15 protein-coding genes and 1 pseudogene are annotated in these 14,063 nt (G+C 41.5%); 9 read left to right on the top strand and 7 right to left on the bottom strand.

From position 1 onward, the window contains the following. Positions 1–198: 198 nt before the first annotated feature. The 3 genes and pseudogenes from argH to CYO89_RS10735 all read left to right on the top strand — a co-directional run bounded on the left by argH (position 199) and on the right by CYO89_RS10735 (position 2,728). A complete protein-coding gene (argH, locus tag CYO89_RS04925; RefSeq protein ID WP_103597333.1) occupies positions 199–1,599 on the top strand; it encodes an argininosuccinate lyase in 1,401 nt (466 codons plus the stop codon). Positions 1,600–2,056: 457 nt separating this feature from the next. Further along, a pseudogene (locus CYO89_RS10730) lies at positions 2,057–2,362 on the top strand (methyl-accepting chemotaxis protein); the annotation flags it as partial. Positions 2,363–2,419: 57 nt separating this feature from the next. Further along, positions 2,420–2,728, top strand: a complete 309-nt coding sequence (locus CYO89_RS10735) for a CZB domain-containing protein (RefSeq protein WP_429827675.1) — start codon at positions 2,420–2,422, stop codon at positions 2,726–2,728. Positions 2,729–2,768: 40 nt separating this feature from the next. Here CYO89_RS10735 and CYO89_RS04935 read toward each other — a convergent pair whose 3' ends face one another. The 3 genes from CYO89_RS04935 to CYO89_RS04945 are packed head-to-tail and all read right to left on the bottom strand — an operon-like array spanning position 2,769 to position 5,649. After that, positions 2,769–3,965, bottom strand: coding sequence for an MFS transporter (locus CYO89_RS04935; protein ID WP_103597335.1), 1,197 nt, complete (start codon positions 3,963–3,965; stop codon positions 2,769–2,771). Between the two features lies 1 nt (position 3,966). Beyond that, entirely contained in the window at positions 3,967–5,172 is a 1,206-nt protein-coding gene (locus CYO89_RS04940) for a copper resistance protein NlpE (protein ID WP_103597336.1), read from the bottom strand. 48 nt (positions 5,173–5,220) lie between these two features. Continuing rightward, positions 5,221–5,649 (bottom strand): copper resistance protein NlpE, encoded by a 429-nt coding sequence (locus CYO89_RS04945; protein WP_009294607.1) that lies wholly within the window; start codon positions 5,647–5,649, stop codon positions 5,221–5,223. A gap of 80 nt (positions 5,650–5,729) precedes the next feature. Between CYO89_RS04945 and CYO89_RS04950 the strand changes: the two genes are divergently transcribed. Next, positions 5,730–6,644 carry an SPFH domain-containing protein gene (locus tag CYO89_RS04950; protein ID WP_009294606.1) on the top strand — a complete coding sequence of 305 codons (915 nt, stop codon included), beginning with the start codon at positions 5,730–5,732 and terminating at the stop codon, positions 6,642–6,644. Further along, complete coding sequence (locus tag CYO89_RS04955) at positions 6,641–7,033, top strand: NfeD family protein (protein ID WP_103597337.1); 393 nt, start codon at positions 6,641–6,643, stop codon at positions 7,031–7,033. The genes CYO89_RS04950 and CYO89_RS04955 overlap by 4 nt, the downstream gene beginning before the upstream one ends. A 20-nt stretch (positions 7,034–7,053) precedes the next feature. On the opposite strand, the gene CYO89_RS04960 is transcribed toward CYO89_RS04955, so the two are convergent. Beyond that, positions 7,054–7,266: a hypothetical protein gene (locus CYO89_RS04960; protein WP_021084729.1), complete on the bottom strand. Its 213-nt coding sequence runs from the start codon at positions 7,264–7,266 to the stop codon at positions 7,054–7,056. 132 nt (positions 7,267–7,398) lie between these two features. On the opposite strand from CYO89_RS04960, the gene CYO89_RS04965 reads away from it, so the two are divergent. From CYO89_RS04965 to CYO89_RS04980, 4 genes are all read left to right on the top strand, one after another. Further along, positions 7,399–8,445: a dehypoxanthine futalosine cyclase gene (locus CYO89_RS04965; protein ID WP_103597338.1), complete on the top strand. Its 1,047-nt coding sequence runs from the start codon at positions 7,399–7,401 to the stop codon at positions 8,443–8,445. After that, positions 8,446–9,675 (top strand): M16 family metallopeptidase, encoded by a 1,230-nt coding sequence (locus CYO89_RS04970; protein WP_103597339.1) that lies wholly within the window; start codon positions 8,446–8,448, stop codon positions 9,673–9,675. It abuts the gene before it with no gap. Then, positions 9,665–11,485, top strand: coding sequence for an ATP-dependent DNA helicase RecG (gene recG / locus CYO89_RS04975; protein WP_103597340.1), 1,821 nt, complete (start codon positions 9,665–9,667; stop codon positions 11,483–11,485). The genes CYO89_RS04970 and recG overlap by 11 nt, the downstream gene beginning before the upstream one ends. 92 nt (positions 11,486–11,577) lie before the next feature. Next, positions 11,578–11,760, top strand: coding sequence for a hypothetical protein (locus tag CYO89_RS04980; protein ID WP_141090718.1), 183 nt, complete (start codon positions 11,578–11,580; stop codon positions 11,758–11,760). Between the two features lie 85 nt (positions 11,761–11,845). Here the strand turns inward: CYO89_RS04980 and CYO89_RS04985 are convergent, their stop codons facing one another. The 3 genes from CYO89_RS04985 to CYO89_RS04995 form a co-directional block, all read right to left on the bottom strand. Further along, entirely contained in the window at positions 11,846–12,169 is a 324-nt protein-coding gene (locus CYO89_RS04985) for a hypothetical protein (protein WP_103597342.1), read from the bottom strand. Positions 12,170–12,280: 111 nt separating this feature from the next. Continuing rightward, positions 12,281–13,054: an ABC transporter ATP-binding protein gene (locus tag CYO89_RS04990; RefSeq protein WP_012001386.1), complete on the bottom strand. Its 774-nt coding sequence runs from the start codon at positions 13,052–13,054 to the stop codon at positions 12,281–12,283. Next, positions 13,054–14,061 (bottom strand): FecCD family ABC transporter permease, encoded by a 1,008-nt coding sequence (locus CYO89_RS04995; protein ID WP_009294598.1) that lies wholly within the window; start codon positions 14,059–14,061, stop codon positions 13,054–13,056. Before CYO89_RS04995 ends, CYO89_RS04990 begins: the two co-directional genes overlap by 1 nt. Positions 14,062–14,063 lie beyond the last annotated feature (2 nt).

The following is a 14,063-nucleotide window of genomic DNA, read 5'->3' on the forward strand; positions in this document are numbered from 1 at the left end:
TTTTTAAAAAGTTGCTGGGCGAATTATATTTTAATAACCTTAAATGTAAATTATATATATAACTTTTTTACTACTCTAACATAATTTTTATATTACATTTCACCTTTTTGAGCAAAAAAATTATTTTTAAAATGCTTGTAAAAGCCTAGTTAAGCACCATTTTGTTAAAATCACGCAAAACTAATCAAAGGCAAAGCTATGAAAAAAGATGAAAACGCACATAAAAAGATGTGGGAGGGCAGATTTAGCGAGGCTAGCTCGAAGTTGCTTGAGGAATTTAACGCTTCTATAAATTTTGATAAAAATCTTTTTGAAGAGGATATCGCTGGCAGTAAGGCGCACGCTAAAATGCTAGGAATTTGCGGAATTTTGAAAAAAGACGAGTCAGAGGCGATCATCAAGGGGCTTGATGAGGTTTTGGCTGAGATAAGGGCTGGTAAATTTGCTTTTAAGATAGAGGATGAGGATATCCACATGGCTGTTGAAAAGCGCCTTAGCGAGATCATCGGAGCTGAGCTTGGCGGCAGGCTTCACACAGCTAGAAGCAGAAATGACCAAGTTGCGCTTGATTTTAAATTTTACGTTTTGAAGAAAAATTTAGAAATTTTATCTCTCATTAAAGAGCTCATCGCCACGCTTGCAAATTTAGCCAAAAACCACAAAGATACGCTAATGCCAGGCTACACACACCTTCAGCATGCCCAGCCAGTAAGCCTTAGCTACCATTTGCTAGCTTATGCCTTTATGTTTAAGAGGGATTTTGAGCGATTTATTAGCTCGTATGAGCGAAACAACCTAAGTCCGCTTGGCTCAGCAGCCCTTGCTGGCACGCCGCACAAGATAGATAGAACTATTGTTGCAAGCGAGCTTGGCTTTGCAGGTTGCACGCAAAATGCGATGGATAGCGTGAGTGACCGCGACTTTGCGCTTGAAATTTTATTTAACATTAGCGTTTTTATGACACACGCTTCTAGACTTTGCGAGGAGCTCATACTTTGGAGCTCACAAGAATTTGGCTTTGTAAGCATTAGTGACGCTTATAGCACAGGCAGCTCCATCATGCCACAAAAGAAAAATCCAGACGTCGCCGAGCTCATACGCGGTAAAACTGGGCGTGTAAATGGAAATTTAGTAGCGCTGCTAACGACGATGAAAGGCTTGCCACTTGCTTATAATAAAGATATGCAAGAAGATAAAGAGGGCGTTTTTGATAGTGTTTCGACCATTTTAAGCTCGGCTACTATCCTAAATGAGATGATAAAAACGACTAAATTTAATGAAAAAAATATGCTAAAAGCGACAAAAACAGGGCATCTAAGTGCCACTGATCTAGCGGACTACCTAGTGCGTGAGAAAAATATCCCATTTAGAACGGCGCACTTTATCACCGGCAAGGCTGTCGCAAAGGCAGAAAGCTTGGGACTTGATCTAAGCGAGCTAAACAAAGAGCAGCTAAAAAGTGTCGATGAAAATTTAGATGAAAATGCCATTAAATTTCTAGATCTTCACGCTTCAAAAGAGGCTCGCACTTCAAAAGGTGGCACGGCAAATAAAAGTGTTGAAGAGCAAATTAAAATTTTAGACGACTGGCTTAAGTAAAAAGAGTTATAATTACGCAAAATTTACAAATTTTAAAGGATGAAAAATGTTTTTTGACAGCAAAAGCAAAGAGCTTGGTAGTAAAAATGAAGCTTTAGAGAGAGAAAATGAAGCTTTAAAGGCTGAGATTTTAGCACTTAAAAATGAGCTAAAAAATGCCAAAACTTGCGAGCCAAAAGAGCAAGCTAAGGATAAGCAAGAGGCTGTAAATTTGCTGCTTACTAGCTATCAAGATGGTATGAATTTCTTACAATCAACCATCGAAGAAAATCTAAAAATGCTTGAAAATATAAACCATTTAAATGAAAAAACCTTCAAAGAAACAGGCGAGCTAAAGTCTCAAACGGCTGAAATTTTAAGCTCGATCGAGCAAGTAAGCCAGATGAGTGGTGACCTATCAAACGATGCCTCTTCGCTTGATGGAAGCGTAAATTCTATCGTTGAGATCATAAATCTCATAAAAGACATCTCAGATCAGACAAATTTGCTAGCGCTAAATGCTGCTATCGAGGCGGCTCGTGCGGGCGAACATGGACGAGGCTTTGCAGTCGTTGCAGATGAGGTTAGAAAGCTTGCTGAGCGCACGCAAAAGGCTACACTTGAGGTTGAAGTAAATATAAATGGCCTTAAGCAAAGTGCAAATACGATGATCGAAATGAGCGAGAGTTTCTCTAAAATTTCAGCAAATGCGATGCAAATTTTAGGCGGTTTTGAGGGCAACATCTCAAGCGTAAATGCCAACACGCAAAACATCCTAAATCAAGCCCTAAACGTAACAAACGAGGTCAATGTAAGTAACGGCAAGATAGATCACATCAACATGAAGCTAAATGGCTACCGAGGCATCTTGCTTGGCGAGATAAATAAAATTCAAGACGTGCATGAGTGTAGATTTGGCAAGTGGTATGAAAAAGATGTGAAAAACACCATCATAAAAGATCCAAGAACTCTCTCAAGTATAGCTGCGCACCACGAAAATGTCCATCACGGACTAGATAAGGCTATGGCGATTTTTGCTGACAAAGATAAGGGACATTTAGCAGGTGTCGAGATACTAAAAGATGTCGAGCACTCAAGTAAAGCTGGCTTTGAAGAGCTACTTGAAGCGGTAAAAGCTGCTAGAAAGTAAGCAAATATAAATGGCTGGATTTCTAGCCATTTAAACGCAACTATCTTATCTCATACCTTTTTGAAACTACGTGGTAGTAAAAGGCTCCAATGAAAAAGAGGCTTCCCATAAAGGCTGCGATCATCTCCACGCTTAGTCCAAGCTCGTATAAAAAGCCGATCGCAAATGAGATAAGCGCGCTAAATCCAAGAAAAATCATATCATTATACGCGATCACTCTGCCGTAAAACTCTTTTTGGCAGTTTTGCTGAAGTAGTGTGTAGGTGTAGCTCCAAAGGCTTGACGTGCAAAAGCCTGCAAAGATGATGCCAATGAGCGAGAGATAAAAATTTCGCAAAGAGAGCGCCCAGATGATGATGCCAAGACCTTGACCGATGTAGATGTAGATGAGCGTTTTTTTGTTCATAAATTTACTAAGCATGGCTGGCGCAAACATAAGTGAGATCGACCTTGAGGCGTTTAGTAGGCCAATAACCAGAGAAGTTGAGAGCAAATTTGCGTATTTATAATCGGCTAGAAGCGCGATCAATGCGTCATAAGCTGTGATGCCAACAAAGGCATGCAAAAATATAAGATGCACGATGAGCCTATTTTCTTTTATGTATTTAAGCCCATTTTTTAGCATTTTTAGAGGTTTTTCTATAAATTCTGGCTTTAGTCCGTCTAGTTTTAAAAGATATAAAAAGCCAAAACTGCAAAGATAAAGAGCTCCGTCGAGCAAAAAGGCGCTTTTGATGCCAAAAAAGTGTATATAAACGCCAGCAAGCCCCATGCCAGCGGTGTATGAGACCGCCCAGATGATCGAGTGGATCTCGTTTGCAAGCTTTAGGCTCTCTTTGCTTAAAATTTTTGGTAGCACGCTCATCTCTACTTGAAAATACATCCCGCCAACGCCGTTTCTAACAAAAATGATAAGCAAAAGTAGCCATAAATAATCAAGCGAATTTATAAAAAGCAGCATAAAAACGCTTATGGTCTCAACCGCCATCATGATAACAAGCATCGGTTTTGGGCTAAATTTATCAACCAAAATGCCACTAAACGGAGCGATGACAACGCCTGGGATAAATGCCATCGCCGCACTTAATGTAAGCGCCCACACAGGAGCGTCAAGCGAGATAAGTAGCGTAAAAATTCCAGTGTGCGAGAACCACACACCAAAGTAGCACATGAGCTGGACGGTGCTTAAAAGGCGGAAATTTCTCTCGTCCTTTAAAAGCTTAAGATACTCTTTCAAGCTACTGGTTCCACATCAGAGTTATCTGTTCTATTTGCGCCTCATCTGGGATCTGGCTTAAGCTTGTTATCTCTTGTGCGAGCGGATTTTTAAGCTTTATGAGCATATCGTGGCTGTCTATTTTTAGATAGATATTGTTTGTATCGCTTTGAAATTTAGAGATAACAAGGGCGTTTTTTATATCTTTGAAATTTGATTTTAGGCTGATGTTTTCAGGAGTTTTAAACTCGTTTGAGTAAATTTCAATGCTTGTGATGATGCCATTTAGCAAGGTGTATTCAAAAATTCTCTCGTTTTTGCTTGTGACGATGTAGCTATTTTCTTTTTTAGTATTGTCTCTTTTTATGTTTTTTGCGCCATAAAATTTCATCACATCAGCATTTGCTGACTCGTTTGTAAGTTTTGCGAAAAAGCCCTTGCCAAAGAGGCTGGATCTGCCTTTTTCTCTTTTGTAGTGCCCGCTTATGTGAGCATTTTTGCAAATTTTATCATTTGCGATTATGAAGATGTCGTTAGCAGTTTTATGCACGCTTAAAGCCACGCCTTTTTCATCCAAAAGGTAAAAAATGCCCTTGTCATAAAGCAGCTCTGAGTTAAATTTACAAAGTGGTGAGCCATCTTTTAGCGATGAGTAAAAGCTTATCTTTGCGCCATTTTTGCTAGGCACAAGCACAAGCTCTAAAAAGCCATTTTTATCTTTAAATTTAGAAAATCTAGCAAAAAAACTATCTTTATATGCCTTATTTACTGGCTCGTAGTTATAAATTTGAGCTAGCACGCCAACTCGCTTATTTTTCTTATCGTCAAGCTGAAGAAGTGAGTTTTTGTTTGGCACAAAGTAGTTAAGTGCGCCGCTTTCATCTTTTAGCACGATAGCGCTCTCATCGACATCAAATGTGCCACCTTTTTCTACCAAGGTGGCAGCCTTATCCATTGTAAGCATAGTTTTTGTGTAGGTTTTGTCTTTATTTAGAGTTAAGATAGTCTTCACGCCCTCACAGTTTGAGCATGGCAAGGTGGTGTAGTAGCTCGTGTAGATAGAGTTTGAAAGTATTAGTTTTTCTGTTTTTTTGGGTTTTTCATCTCTAAGAAGTGGTTTTTCTTCTTTTGATTTTTGTGTTTGTTCTTGATTTTGTGGCTTTAAATTTTCATTTTTAGCGCAGCCGATGATGAAAAATGAGATAAGTATGGCAAAAAGATATTTCATTTGCAACTCCTTAAAAATTGCAAAATTATATCATTTTGCCTTTAAAATTTATTTTACGCGTTTAAAGATGTATTTATCTTTTAGCTCGCCAGTGACCTCTTTTTGATCCATATCAAGCATCTTTAGGCTCTCTCCCTCGATCTTATAAAAGCTCTTCTCTTTATACTCATCAACGGTTGTGATGACGCCATTTTTTATAGAGTATTTGCCCTTGCTAACGGCTTTGTAGTTGTCTTTTGACTTGTAGTTCATCACACTTTCAAATGTGCCGTCTTTTTTTAGCGTAAGAGTTGAGTCTATGCCCATGCAGCTAGCGCAAGGTAAAAATGCCTTGTAAGTGCCTTCGATGCTGCTTACTGGAGCCATGCAGCTACCTTTTACTTCACATTTGCCTTGTGGGACGCTTGTGCTTTGGTTTGACGTAGCGCAACCTGCTAAAAGTAGAGCCGCACTTAGTGCAAAGATAAAATTTTTCATGCTGATCCTTTTTGAAAATAAAATTTAAAATGTATTATAATACTTAAGAAAATAACAAATTATAAATTAAAGGAGAGAAGATGCAAGTTGAGACATTTGGTGTTTTAGTCGTTGTTTTGGTCATTTTTGCATTTTTGTTTTTAAAAGCTGGCATCAAGATCGTATCGCAAGCAGATAACTTGCTGATCGAGCGACTTGGTAAATTTCACAAGGTGCTTGACGGGGGATTTCACATTATCATCCCATTTGTCGATCAGATAAGGGCGATCATAACTATAAAAGAGCAGCTTGTTGATATCACGAAACAGCAGGTCATCACAAAAGATAATGTTAATATTAGCGTCGATGGCATCGTCTTTTTAAAGGTTTTTGACGCAAAAATGGCGGTTTATAACGTAGATAACTACAAACGCGCCATTGCAAATTTGGCCATGACAACGCTTCGTGGCGAGATAGGAGCGATGAACCTTGATGATACGCTAAGCTCACGTGACCGCCTAAATGCCGCACTTCAAGTGGCTCTTGGCGATGCAGCTGGCAACTGGGGCGTAAAGATCATGAGGGTTGAAATTTCTGAAATTTCTGTCCCACTTGGCATCGAAGAGGCGATGAATATGCAGATGAAAGCCGAGCGTGAAAAGCGCGCGATCGAGCTAAAAGCCTTGGCTGAAAAAGAGGCACTAATACGCAACGCAGAGGCGCTAAAACAAGAAAAAGTGCTTCAAGCTGAGGCGATAGAGCGTATGGCTGATGCAAAAAAATACGAGCAAATCGCTATCGCAACGGCTCAAAAAGAGGCTATGGATATGATAAATGACAGCATGAGCAAAAACGCAAATGCGGCTGAATTTCTGCTTGCTCGTGACAGGGTCGGGGCATTTAGCGAGCTAGCTAAAAATAGCTCAAAAGATAAAATTTTAGTCCCTTACGAGGCGACTGAGCTAATTGGTTCGCTTAGCGTTTTAAAGAATTTCTTAGCTAAGGATAAGGCGTGATAAGTCCTTTTATAATGATAGCCATCGGCGCGCTCTTGTGCGTGGCTGAGCTTATGCTATTTTCATTTTATCTGCTATTTTTTGGCGTCGCTTTTATCATCGTTGGAGCTGTAAATTTTGGCTTTGGTTTTGAGTGGAGCTTTCAAATTTTAGCTGTCCTAGTGCTTTCATTTATCTTGCTTGCGCTCTTAAAGGCGCCGTTAAAGAGTAAATTTATGGCTAAAAAAGAGAACTTTAACGAGGAGTTTTTAGATGAGCCAGGAGTTGGCGAGATCAGAGAAAATATGGTCTATTTTAAAGGCACTCTTTGGAAGTATGACGGAGCGCTAAGAAATGGCGAGAAAGTGCAGGTTTTAGGCACTAAAGGCGACAAAGTTATATTAAAATAAAGTGCCATTTGGCACTTTATCTATTTTGCGTGGGCTGGGCAGCCTGCTGGCATTTGCTCATGCATCGCACCTTGCATGCCGTGATGTGGGCAGCTTGGCATATTTTCTTGCATCATTTTTTGATGATGAGCACATCCACAACTTGCTCCTTGAGGCTTGGCTGGCTTTGGCTCGTTTTTGGCACAACCAACTAAAAATAGCCCGCAGATAACGGCAAATATCACCTTTTTCATAACTCGCTCCTTTAAAGAATTTCTCACATTTTAGCCTTTAAAAATTAATTTTTCATAACGCCTGATTTATCATATTTAAAAGCATTTTTGGCTAAACTCTCGCCCAAAAATAAGCAAAATAAAAGGTTAAATTTGAAAAGACTTAGTGTAAATGAAGCCATCGACCTTATAGAAAATGCACCGCTTCACGAGCTTGGCAAGATGGCGCTAGCTAGAAAAAAAGAGCTTCATCCAGATAATATAACGACCTTCATCGTAGATCGCAACATCAACTATACAAATGTCTGCTGGGTGGATTGTAAATTTTGCGCATTTTACCGCCACGCAAAAGAAGAGGACGCTTACGTGCTAAGTTTTGAGGAGATCGGCAAGAAGATCGAGGAGCTAATCGCCATTGGCGGCACGCAAATTTTATTTCAAGGTGGTGTTCATCCAAAGCTAAAGATCGAGTGGTACGAGGAGCTTGTCGGCTACATCAGCAAGTACTATCCAAGCATCACGATACATGGCTTTTCTGCCGTTGAGATCGACTGCATCGCAAGAGTTTCAAAAATTTCTACAAAAGAGGTCCTAAGACGTCTAAACGAAAAGGGCTTATACTCGATGCCAGGCGCTGGAGCGGAGATTTTAAGTGACAGGGTGCGTGACATCATCGCCCCTAAAAAGTGTGACACCGCAGACTGGCTTCGCATACACAAAGAGGCACACGAGCTTGGCATGAAAACGACTGCTACGATGATGTTTGGCACGGTTGAGAGCACTCGCGAGATCGTGGAGCACTGGGAGCACATCAGAAATTTACAAGATGAAACGGCTGGATTTAGGGCATTTATACTTTGGAGCTTTCAAGGGCTAAATACAAAGCTCATGCAAGAGTTTCCAGAGATCAAAAAGCAAAGCTCAAACGTCTATCTAAGGCTTCTTGCGGTTTCAAGGCTCTTTTTGGATAACTTTAAAAATATCCAAAGCAGCTGGGTCACGCAGGGTAGCTACGTAGGCCAGCTTGCACTTCTTTTTGGTGCAAACGACCTTGGTAGCACAATGATGGAGGAAAACGTCGTAAAGGCCGCAGGAGCAAGCTTTAGGATGAATCAAGACCAGATGATCGAACTTATAAAAGATGTCGGCGAAATTCCAGCAAAGCGCAACACAAACTACGATATTTTGGAGAAATTTTAGATGAAAATTTTAGATATCAATGTAAAAAATGTAAAAATCCCAGTCGTTTTTGAAAACTCAAAGGCGATGCCAGTAGTGAGCCTAAAACTAGTTTTCAAAGCAGCTGGTAGCTCGCAAAATGGCAAGCTAGCAGGCCTTGCAAGACTAAGTGCAAATTTACTAAACGAGGGCGATATGAAGCTAGGCTCGGCTAAATTTGCTAAAGAGCTTGAAGTAAGGGCGATTAGCCTAAATGCAAGCTGCGGCTTTGAGACATTTTGCATCGATCTAAACTGCTTAAAAGAGCACTTTGCCTTTGCGTGTGGCAAGCTAAAAGAGCTTATAAGCGCTCCAAATTTAACAGATGAAATTCTAAATAGGTGCAAAACCGTCACACTTGGTGAGATCGCAGCAAATGAAAACGACTTTGACTACGTGGCAAGGCAGGGACTTTTTGAGCTTTTATACCCAAAAAGCGTGCTTTCAGAGCCTAGTATCGGCACTAAAAAGAGCGTTAAAGCGATCACGCTTGAGGACGTGAGAAAGTTTTTAAACGAGCATTTAGACCTTTCAAATTTACTTTGCGTGCTAGGTGGCGACATCGACGAGAAGCAGACAAAAGAGCTTGCTAGCGTTTTAGAAATACTAAAACCTGGCAAGGTGCGAAAGCTAGAGTGCTTTAGCCCAAGTGACAAGTGCGAAAGCAGCGAGATCATCAGGCAAAGCGAGCAGGCCTACATCTATTTTGGTGCGCCATTTGATGTAAAGCCTGAAGAAAAATACAAGGCCGCTGTGGCGACATTTATTTTAGGCGAGGGCGGCTTTGGCTCGAGGCTCATGGAGGAGATACGCGTGAAAAGAGGGCTTGCATATAGCGCATACGCTAGAAATTTGCTAAATCTCTCTTATAGCCAGCTTTATGGCTACATGCAGACAAAAAATGAGAAAAAAGATGAGGCGATCGCCGTTATAAAAGAGGAAATTTTAAAATTTAGTAAAAAAGGCGTTAGCAAGGCCGAGCTTGAGCAGGCGAAGAAATTTTTACTTGGCTCGTTGCCACTTAGACTAGAGACACTATTTAAACGCCTTGACATCGCGCAGGGCGAGTTTTACGAGCATGGCGAGCTTGGGGCATTTTTAAAGGACCTTGATAAAATTTCAGCCCTTTCGCTAAGCGAGCTAAATAGCTTCATAAAAGCCCACGCAGAGATCAATCAGCTAAGTTTTTGCGTCCTAAAAAATGAAATTTGAAGCAAGCGACAGAGCAAAACTTCTAAAAATAGGCGTGCTTAGCCTGCTTGACCTTGCTCTCGTGCTACCAAAGGGCTTTGAGGATACGACGATCGCCAAAAGCCCAAGAGAAGGGCAAGTCTGCATAAATGTAAAGATCACCTCGCTTGCCTCGCGCCCTGGTATGCTAACGGCACTCGCCTTTTGCGAGCAGTGGCAAAGTAACGTAAAGATCGTCATTTTTAACGCAAAGTCTTGGCACTACGGCGCTTTTAAGACAGGCAAAGAGATGGCGATATATGGGCTTTGCTCCTACGCCTTTGGCTCGTGGCAGATCGTAAATCCAAAAATCACCACAAAAATAGGTCAGATCGTGCCTAAATTTAAGACCGAGCTAAAAGATGATGAGCTAAAAAAACTCATCTTAAAATATCTAAATTTGCAAAATTTAATAGCCGAAGGTTTAAATGAAAAAGAGGCTAAATTTCTAGCCGATCTGCAAAGGCTAGATGAGCAAAGCGTGCAAATTTTATATCGCCTAAAAAACGAGGGCGAGGGCTTAGAAATCTTAAAATTTGTAGAAATTTTTAACTACATAAAAAAGCTAAGTGCGAAAAAAACCTACTTTAAAAGTCCAAAAATCAAGCTTTTTGACATAAGCTCTTGGCTTAATGGCTTGCCATTTACGCCGACAAATGATCAGATAAACGCCATAAATGACATCAGAGACGACCTTAGCGCCGTGCAGGCAAAAAGGCGCGTCATAATGGGCGATGTGGGAAGTGGCAAGACGCTTGTGATCCTAGCAGCAGCGCTTAGCGTCTATCCGCAAAGTGCCATTTTGATGGCGCCAACGAGCATCTTAAGTGAGCAAATTTATAATGAAGCAAAGAGGCTGCTGCCGCCTTTTATGAACGTGATGCTGGTGCGAAGCGGGGAGAAAAAGATAGACTTTAGCGGGGTAAATTTGATCATAGGCACGCATGCGCTACTCTTTCACGAGCTGCCAAACTCGCCGCTTGTCATGGTCGATGAGCAGCACCGCTTTGGCTCAAACCAGCGCAAAAAGATAGAGGAGCTTGCCTCAAACGAGGACGAGCGAGCAAATTTCGTGCAGTTTTCAGCTACGCCAATACCTAGGACGCTAAGTTTAATCCAGTCTGAGATCGTAAATTTTAGCTTTTTAAAGCAGATGCCGTTTAAGAAAAATATAACGAGCCAAATTTTAGGCGCTAGCGAGTTTGGCTTTTTGCTAACTCACATCAAAAAGCAGCTTGCGGGCGGCTTTCAAGTAGCCATCATCTATCCGTTAGTCGAGAGCAGTGAGAGCTCAAACTACCAAAGTCTAAGCGAGGCACAGGGTTTTTGGCTAAAGAATTTCAAAAATGTCTTCGTAACGCACGGCAAGGATAAAGAAAAAGAGGAAATTTTAAGGCGGTTTAGAGAAGAGGGCGAAATTTTGCTCTCAACAACCGTTGTTGAGGTGGGGATCTCGCTGCCAAGGCTAAATACGATAGTGATCGTAGGCGCTGAGCGGCTAGGACTTGCCACGCTTCATCAGCTGCGAGGCAGAGTGGGGCGAAATGGCGGCGATGGATACTGCTTTTTATTTACCAAGCTAAAAGAGGCGCCAGCTAGGCTAAAAGAATTTTGCGCGACAAATGACGGCTTTAAGGTGGCCGAGCTTGATCTGAAAAACCGCCAAAGCGGCGATATACTAAATGGCTTTTTCCAGCATGGAGCGACCTTTAACTTCTACGACTACGAGGACGATATCACGCAGGCTGCAAAGGCAAGAGTGGCGGTATTTAAAAATAAAGCTCAAATTTGATCTTGTGGGTTGCGTTAAATTTAGGGGGGTGATTGTTTTTGGCTGAAGGGATATAAATTTGCGTCAAATTTAAGATGAGGGCGCAAGCTTTTATGGCTAGTTTTAAATTTGATAGAAAATGGCAACTATTACGCGGCTTATTTAGCTTTATCGCGACTGGTCTTGTCTTTTTTAATATCGCTGTTAAAAAAGGGTTGCTAGCAAACCAGTCTAGGCTCTCTGTGACAAAATGGCTCAGGGTTTTAAAAGCGCCTTTATTTTTGCGCTATACCTAAATTTATCTTACCTAGCAAAATTTAACCTTTCGCAGGCTCTTTTTAAAATTTACATGAAATTTGATATGGCGAGATTTTTTATCGCTCACTCCCAAACTCCCATTTTCTCTCTTTTAAACCTTGCTATCATATCCTCATTTCCACTTCGCTCGCTAATGCAAATCCACTCTTTTATATTCTTTGTCAGCCATTCGTTCTCTACCGCATATCTACACATAAACAGACCCAAATTTGCCAAGTCATTTTCATCGCCCTTTGCGTGAAAGGTGTTTTTATCGACCTTGATCAAGTCGCACTGCTTGGCAAGCTTGTCTAAATATTCATATATCACATCTAGCTTATATTTTTTCTCTCTTAAAACCTTTTCTTCATCGATCACGATCTTTGTGCCTAGTAGCGGGTAAGCCATTGTTATCCTTTTAAATTTATTTTGCATTTTAGCATTTATGATTAGTAAATTTAAGTAGAAATTTTTAGATAAAACGAGTGATCTGCTCTTAAAAATTAAGAGCAGATAAATTTATAGTGGGTAAGTGAGGCAGCAGTTTCTTTTTACTTCGTCGATGTAGCTCACGTTTAAATTTAGTCCGTAAAGTTTGCTTAAATTTTCGCTTCTAATGATCTCATCAACCGTGCCAAATCCAACCTCGCCATCACCTTTTACAAGTGCCACATATCCGCCAAGAAGCACGGCAAAATCAGGGTTGTGAGTGGTTAGCACGACCGAGTAGCCAAGCTCTTTTAGCCACTTAACGGTGCGTAGGAATTTATACTGGTTGCCAAAATCAAGCGCGCTCGTTGGCTCGTCAAATATGATCATCTTTGGCTGCGCCGCCATCGCACGAGCGATCATACACATCTGCTTTTGACCGCCACTCATCTGTGTGATGAAGCGATCCTCAAGATACTCGATCTCAAGCTTTTTAGTGTAAATTCTAGCGATCTCCTCATCCTCTTTGCTAGGTCTTGCAAAGATACCAAGGTGTGCCGCGCGTCCCATCGTGATAAACTCAAGTCCGGTGTAGTCATACTCTGTAACCTCGCTTTGAGCCACATACGCCATGATCTTGGCGCGCTCTTTGTTGCTTAGGCTATCTACGTTTTTGCCATCAAGAAAGATCTCTCCTGAAACTGGCTTTAGTGAGCCGCTTATTAGCCCAAGAGTTGTTGATTTGCCAGCTCCATTTCGACCAAGAATGGTTAAAATCTCACCTGCGCCTATCTTTAAATTTACATTTTCTAGTTTGCCAGCCCCATTTGGGTAGCTAAAGTTTAAATTTCTAACTTCAAGCATCATGCAACCTTTTTATTTCGCCATAAAACCCAGACGAAAAATACCGTGCCGATAAAGCCAGTAAGTACGCCAAGAGGCACTTCGCTCACGCTTATGCTGCGAGCTAGAGTATCGACAAAAAGCAAAAATATCGCACCCATAAATATGCTTGCAGGCATGCTTTTTATGTTATTTGCGCCAACTAGCATGCGCGCTAAGTGAGGCATGAGAAGTCCCACCCAAGCGACTATGCCACTTATGCAGACGCTGCATGCTGTAAGAAGCGTAGCGCAGATGATGATGACAGCGCGCTCGAATGAGACATTTACGCCTAGCCTTGCCGCACTCTCGTCGCCAAGAGAGAGTAAATTTATACGCCAGCTCATGGCGATAAGTAAAATGGCGCAGATGATCATCACTGGAGCTATGTATTTTAAGTTGTCACTATCGAGCTTTGCAAGACTACCAAGCTGCCAATAAACAATGTCAGGTAGCTTTGTCTCAGGGTCGGCGACATATTTTAAAAAGCCGATTATTGAGCCCATGAGGCCACTTACGATGATACCAGAAAGAACTAGCATAAGTGTGCTCGTGCGACCCATCATCTTTGGTATGGCTAGAGTGATAGCGACGGCTGCTAGGCCAAAGCCAAAGGCAAAAGCCTGCACCCAAAATAGCGATAGATCAAAGATGATAGCAGTGGCTGCTCCCACGCAAGCGCCCGCTGAAACGCCTAAAAGATCAGGGCTAACTAGCTGGTTTTTAAAGACGCCTTGATAGGCCGCACCACTCACGCTAAGAGCGGCTCCAACAAGGATAGCTGCGATGATGCGTGGGATGCGTAAATTTTCTATCACGTTTGTGATGTTGCTAGCTGCGCCATCTCCAAAACCAAAGCTGTGAGCCAGCACGCTAAAGACGTCGTTAAATGGTATGTAAAATCTACCAACGCCCAGTGCGACAAAGGCGCAAAGAAGCGTTAGTAGAGCTAAAAAGATAACAACTATTGAAAAATTTGCGTTTTTCATAT

Source organism: Campylobacter concisus (genome assembly GCF_002913765.1).
In the GTDB taxonomy this organism is placed as follows: Bacteria; Campylobacterota; Campylobacteria; order Campylobacterales; family Campylobacteraceae; genus Campylobacter_A; species Campylobacter_A concisus_BB.

What these genes read in the sequence shown, in the direction of transcription:
- CYO89_RS04950 (WP_009294606.1), top strand. Translation starts at nt 5,730, where the DNA reads ATGCAAGTTGAGACATTTGGTGTTTTAGTCGTTGTTTTGGTCATTTTT.
- recG (WP_103597340.1), top strand. Translation starts at nt 9,665, where the DNA reads ATGAAATTTGAAGCAAGCGACAGAGCAAAACTTCTAAAAATAGGCGTG.
- CYO89_RS04945 (WP_009294607.1), bottom strand. Translation starts at nt 5,649, where the DNA reads ATGAAAAATTTTATCTTTGCACTAAGTGCGGCTCTACTTTTAGCAGGT.
- CYO89_RS04960 (WP_021084729.1), bottom strand. Translation starts at nt 7,266, where the DNA reads ATGAAAAAGGTGATATTTGCCGTTATCTGCGGGCTATTTTTAGTTGGT.
- CYO89_RS04985 (WP_103597342.1), bottom strand. Translation starts at nt 12,169, where the DNA reads ATGGCTTACCCGCTACTAGGCACAAAGATCGTGATCGATGAAGAAAAG.
- CYO89_RS04980 (WP_141090718.1), top strand. Translation starts at nt 11,578, where the DNA reads ATGGCTAGTTTTAAATTTGATAGAAAATGGCAACTATTACGCGGCTTA.
- CYO89_RS04990 (WP_012001386.1), bottom strand. Translation starts at nt 13,054, where the DNA reads ATGCTTGAAGTTAGAAATTTAAACTTTAGCTACCCAAATGGGGCTGGC.
- CYO89_RS04970 (WP_103597339.1), top strand. Translation starts at nt 8,446, where the DNA reads ATGAAAATTTTAGATATCAATGTAAAAAATGTAAAAATCCCAGTCGTT.
- CYO89_RS10735 (WP_429827675.1), top strand. Translation starts at nt 2,420, where the DNA reads ATGAAGCTAAATGGCTACCGAGGCATCTTGCTTGGCGAGATAAATAAA.
- CYO89_RS04995 (WP_009294598.1), bottom strand. Translation starts at nt 14,061, where the DNA reads ATGAAAAACGCAAATTTTTCAATAGTTGTTATCTTTTTAGCTCTACTA.
- argH (WP_103597333.1), top strand. Translation starts at nt 199, where the DNA reads ATGAAAAAAGATGAAAACGCACATAAAAAGATGTGGGAGGGCAGATTT.
- CYO89_RS04940 (WP_103597336.1), bottom strand. Translation starts at nt 5,172, where the DNA reads ATGAAATATCTTTTTGCCATACTTATCTCATTTTTCATCATCGGCTGC.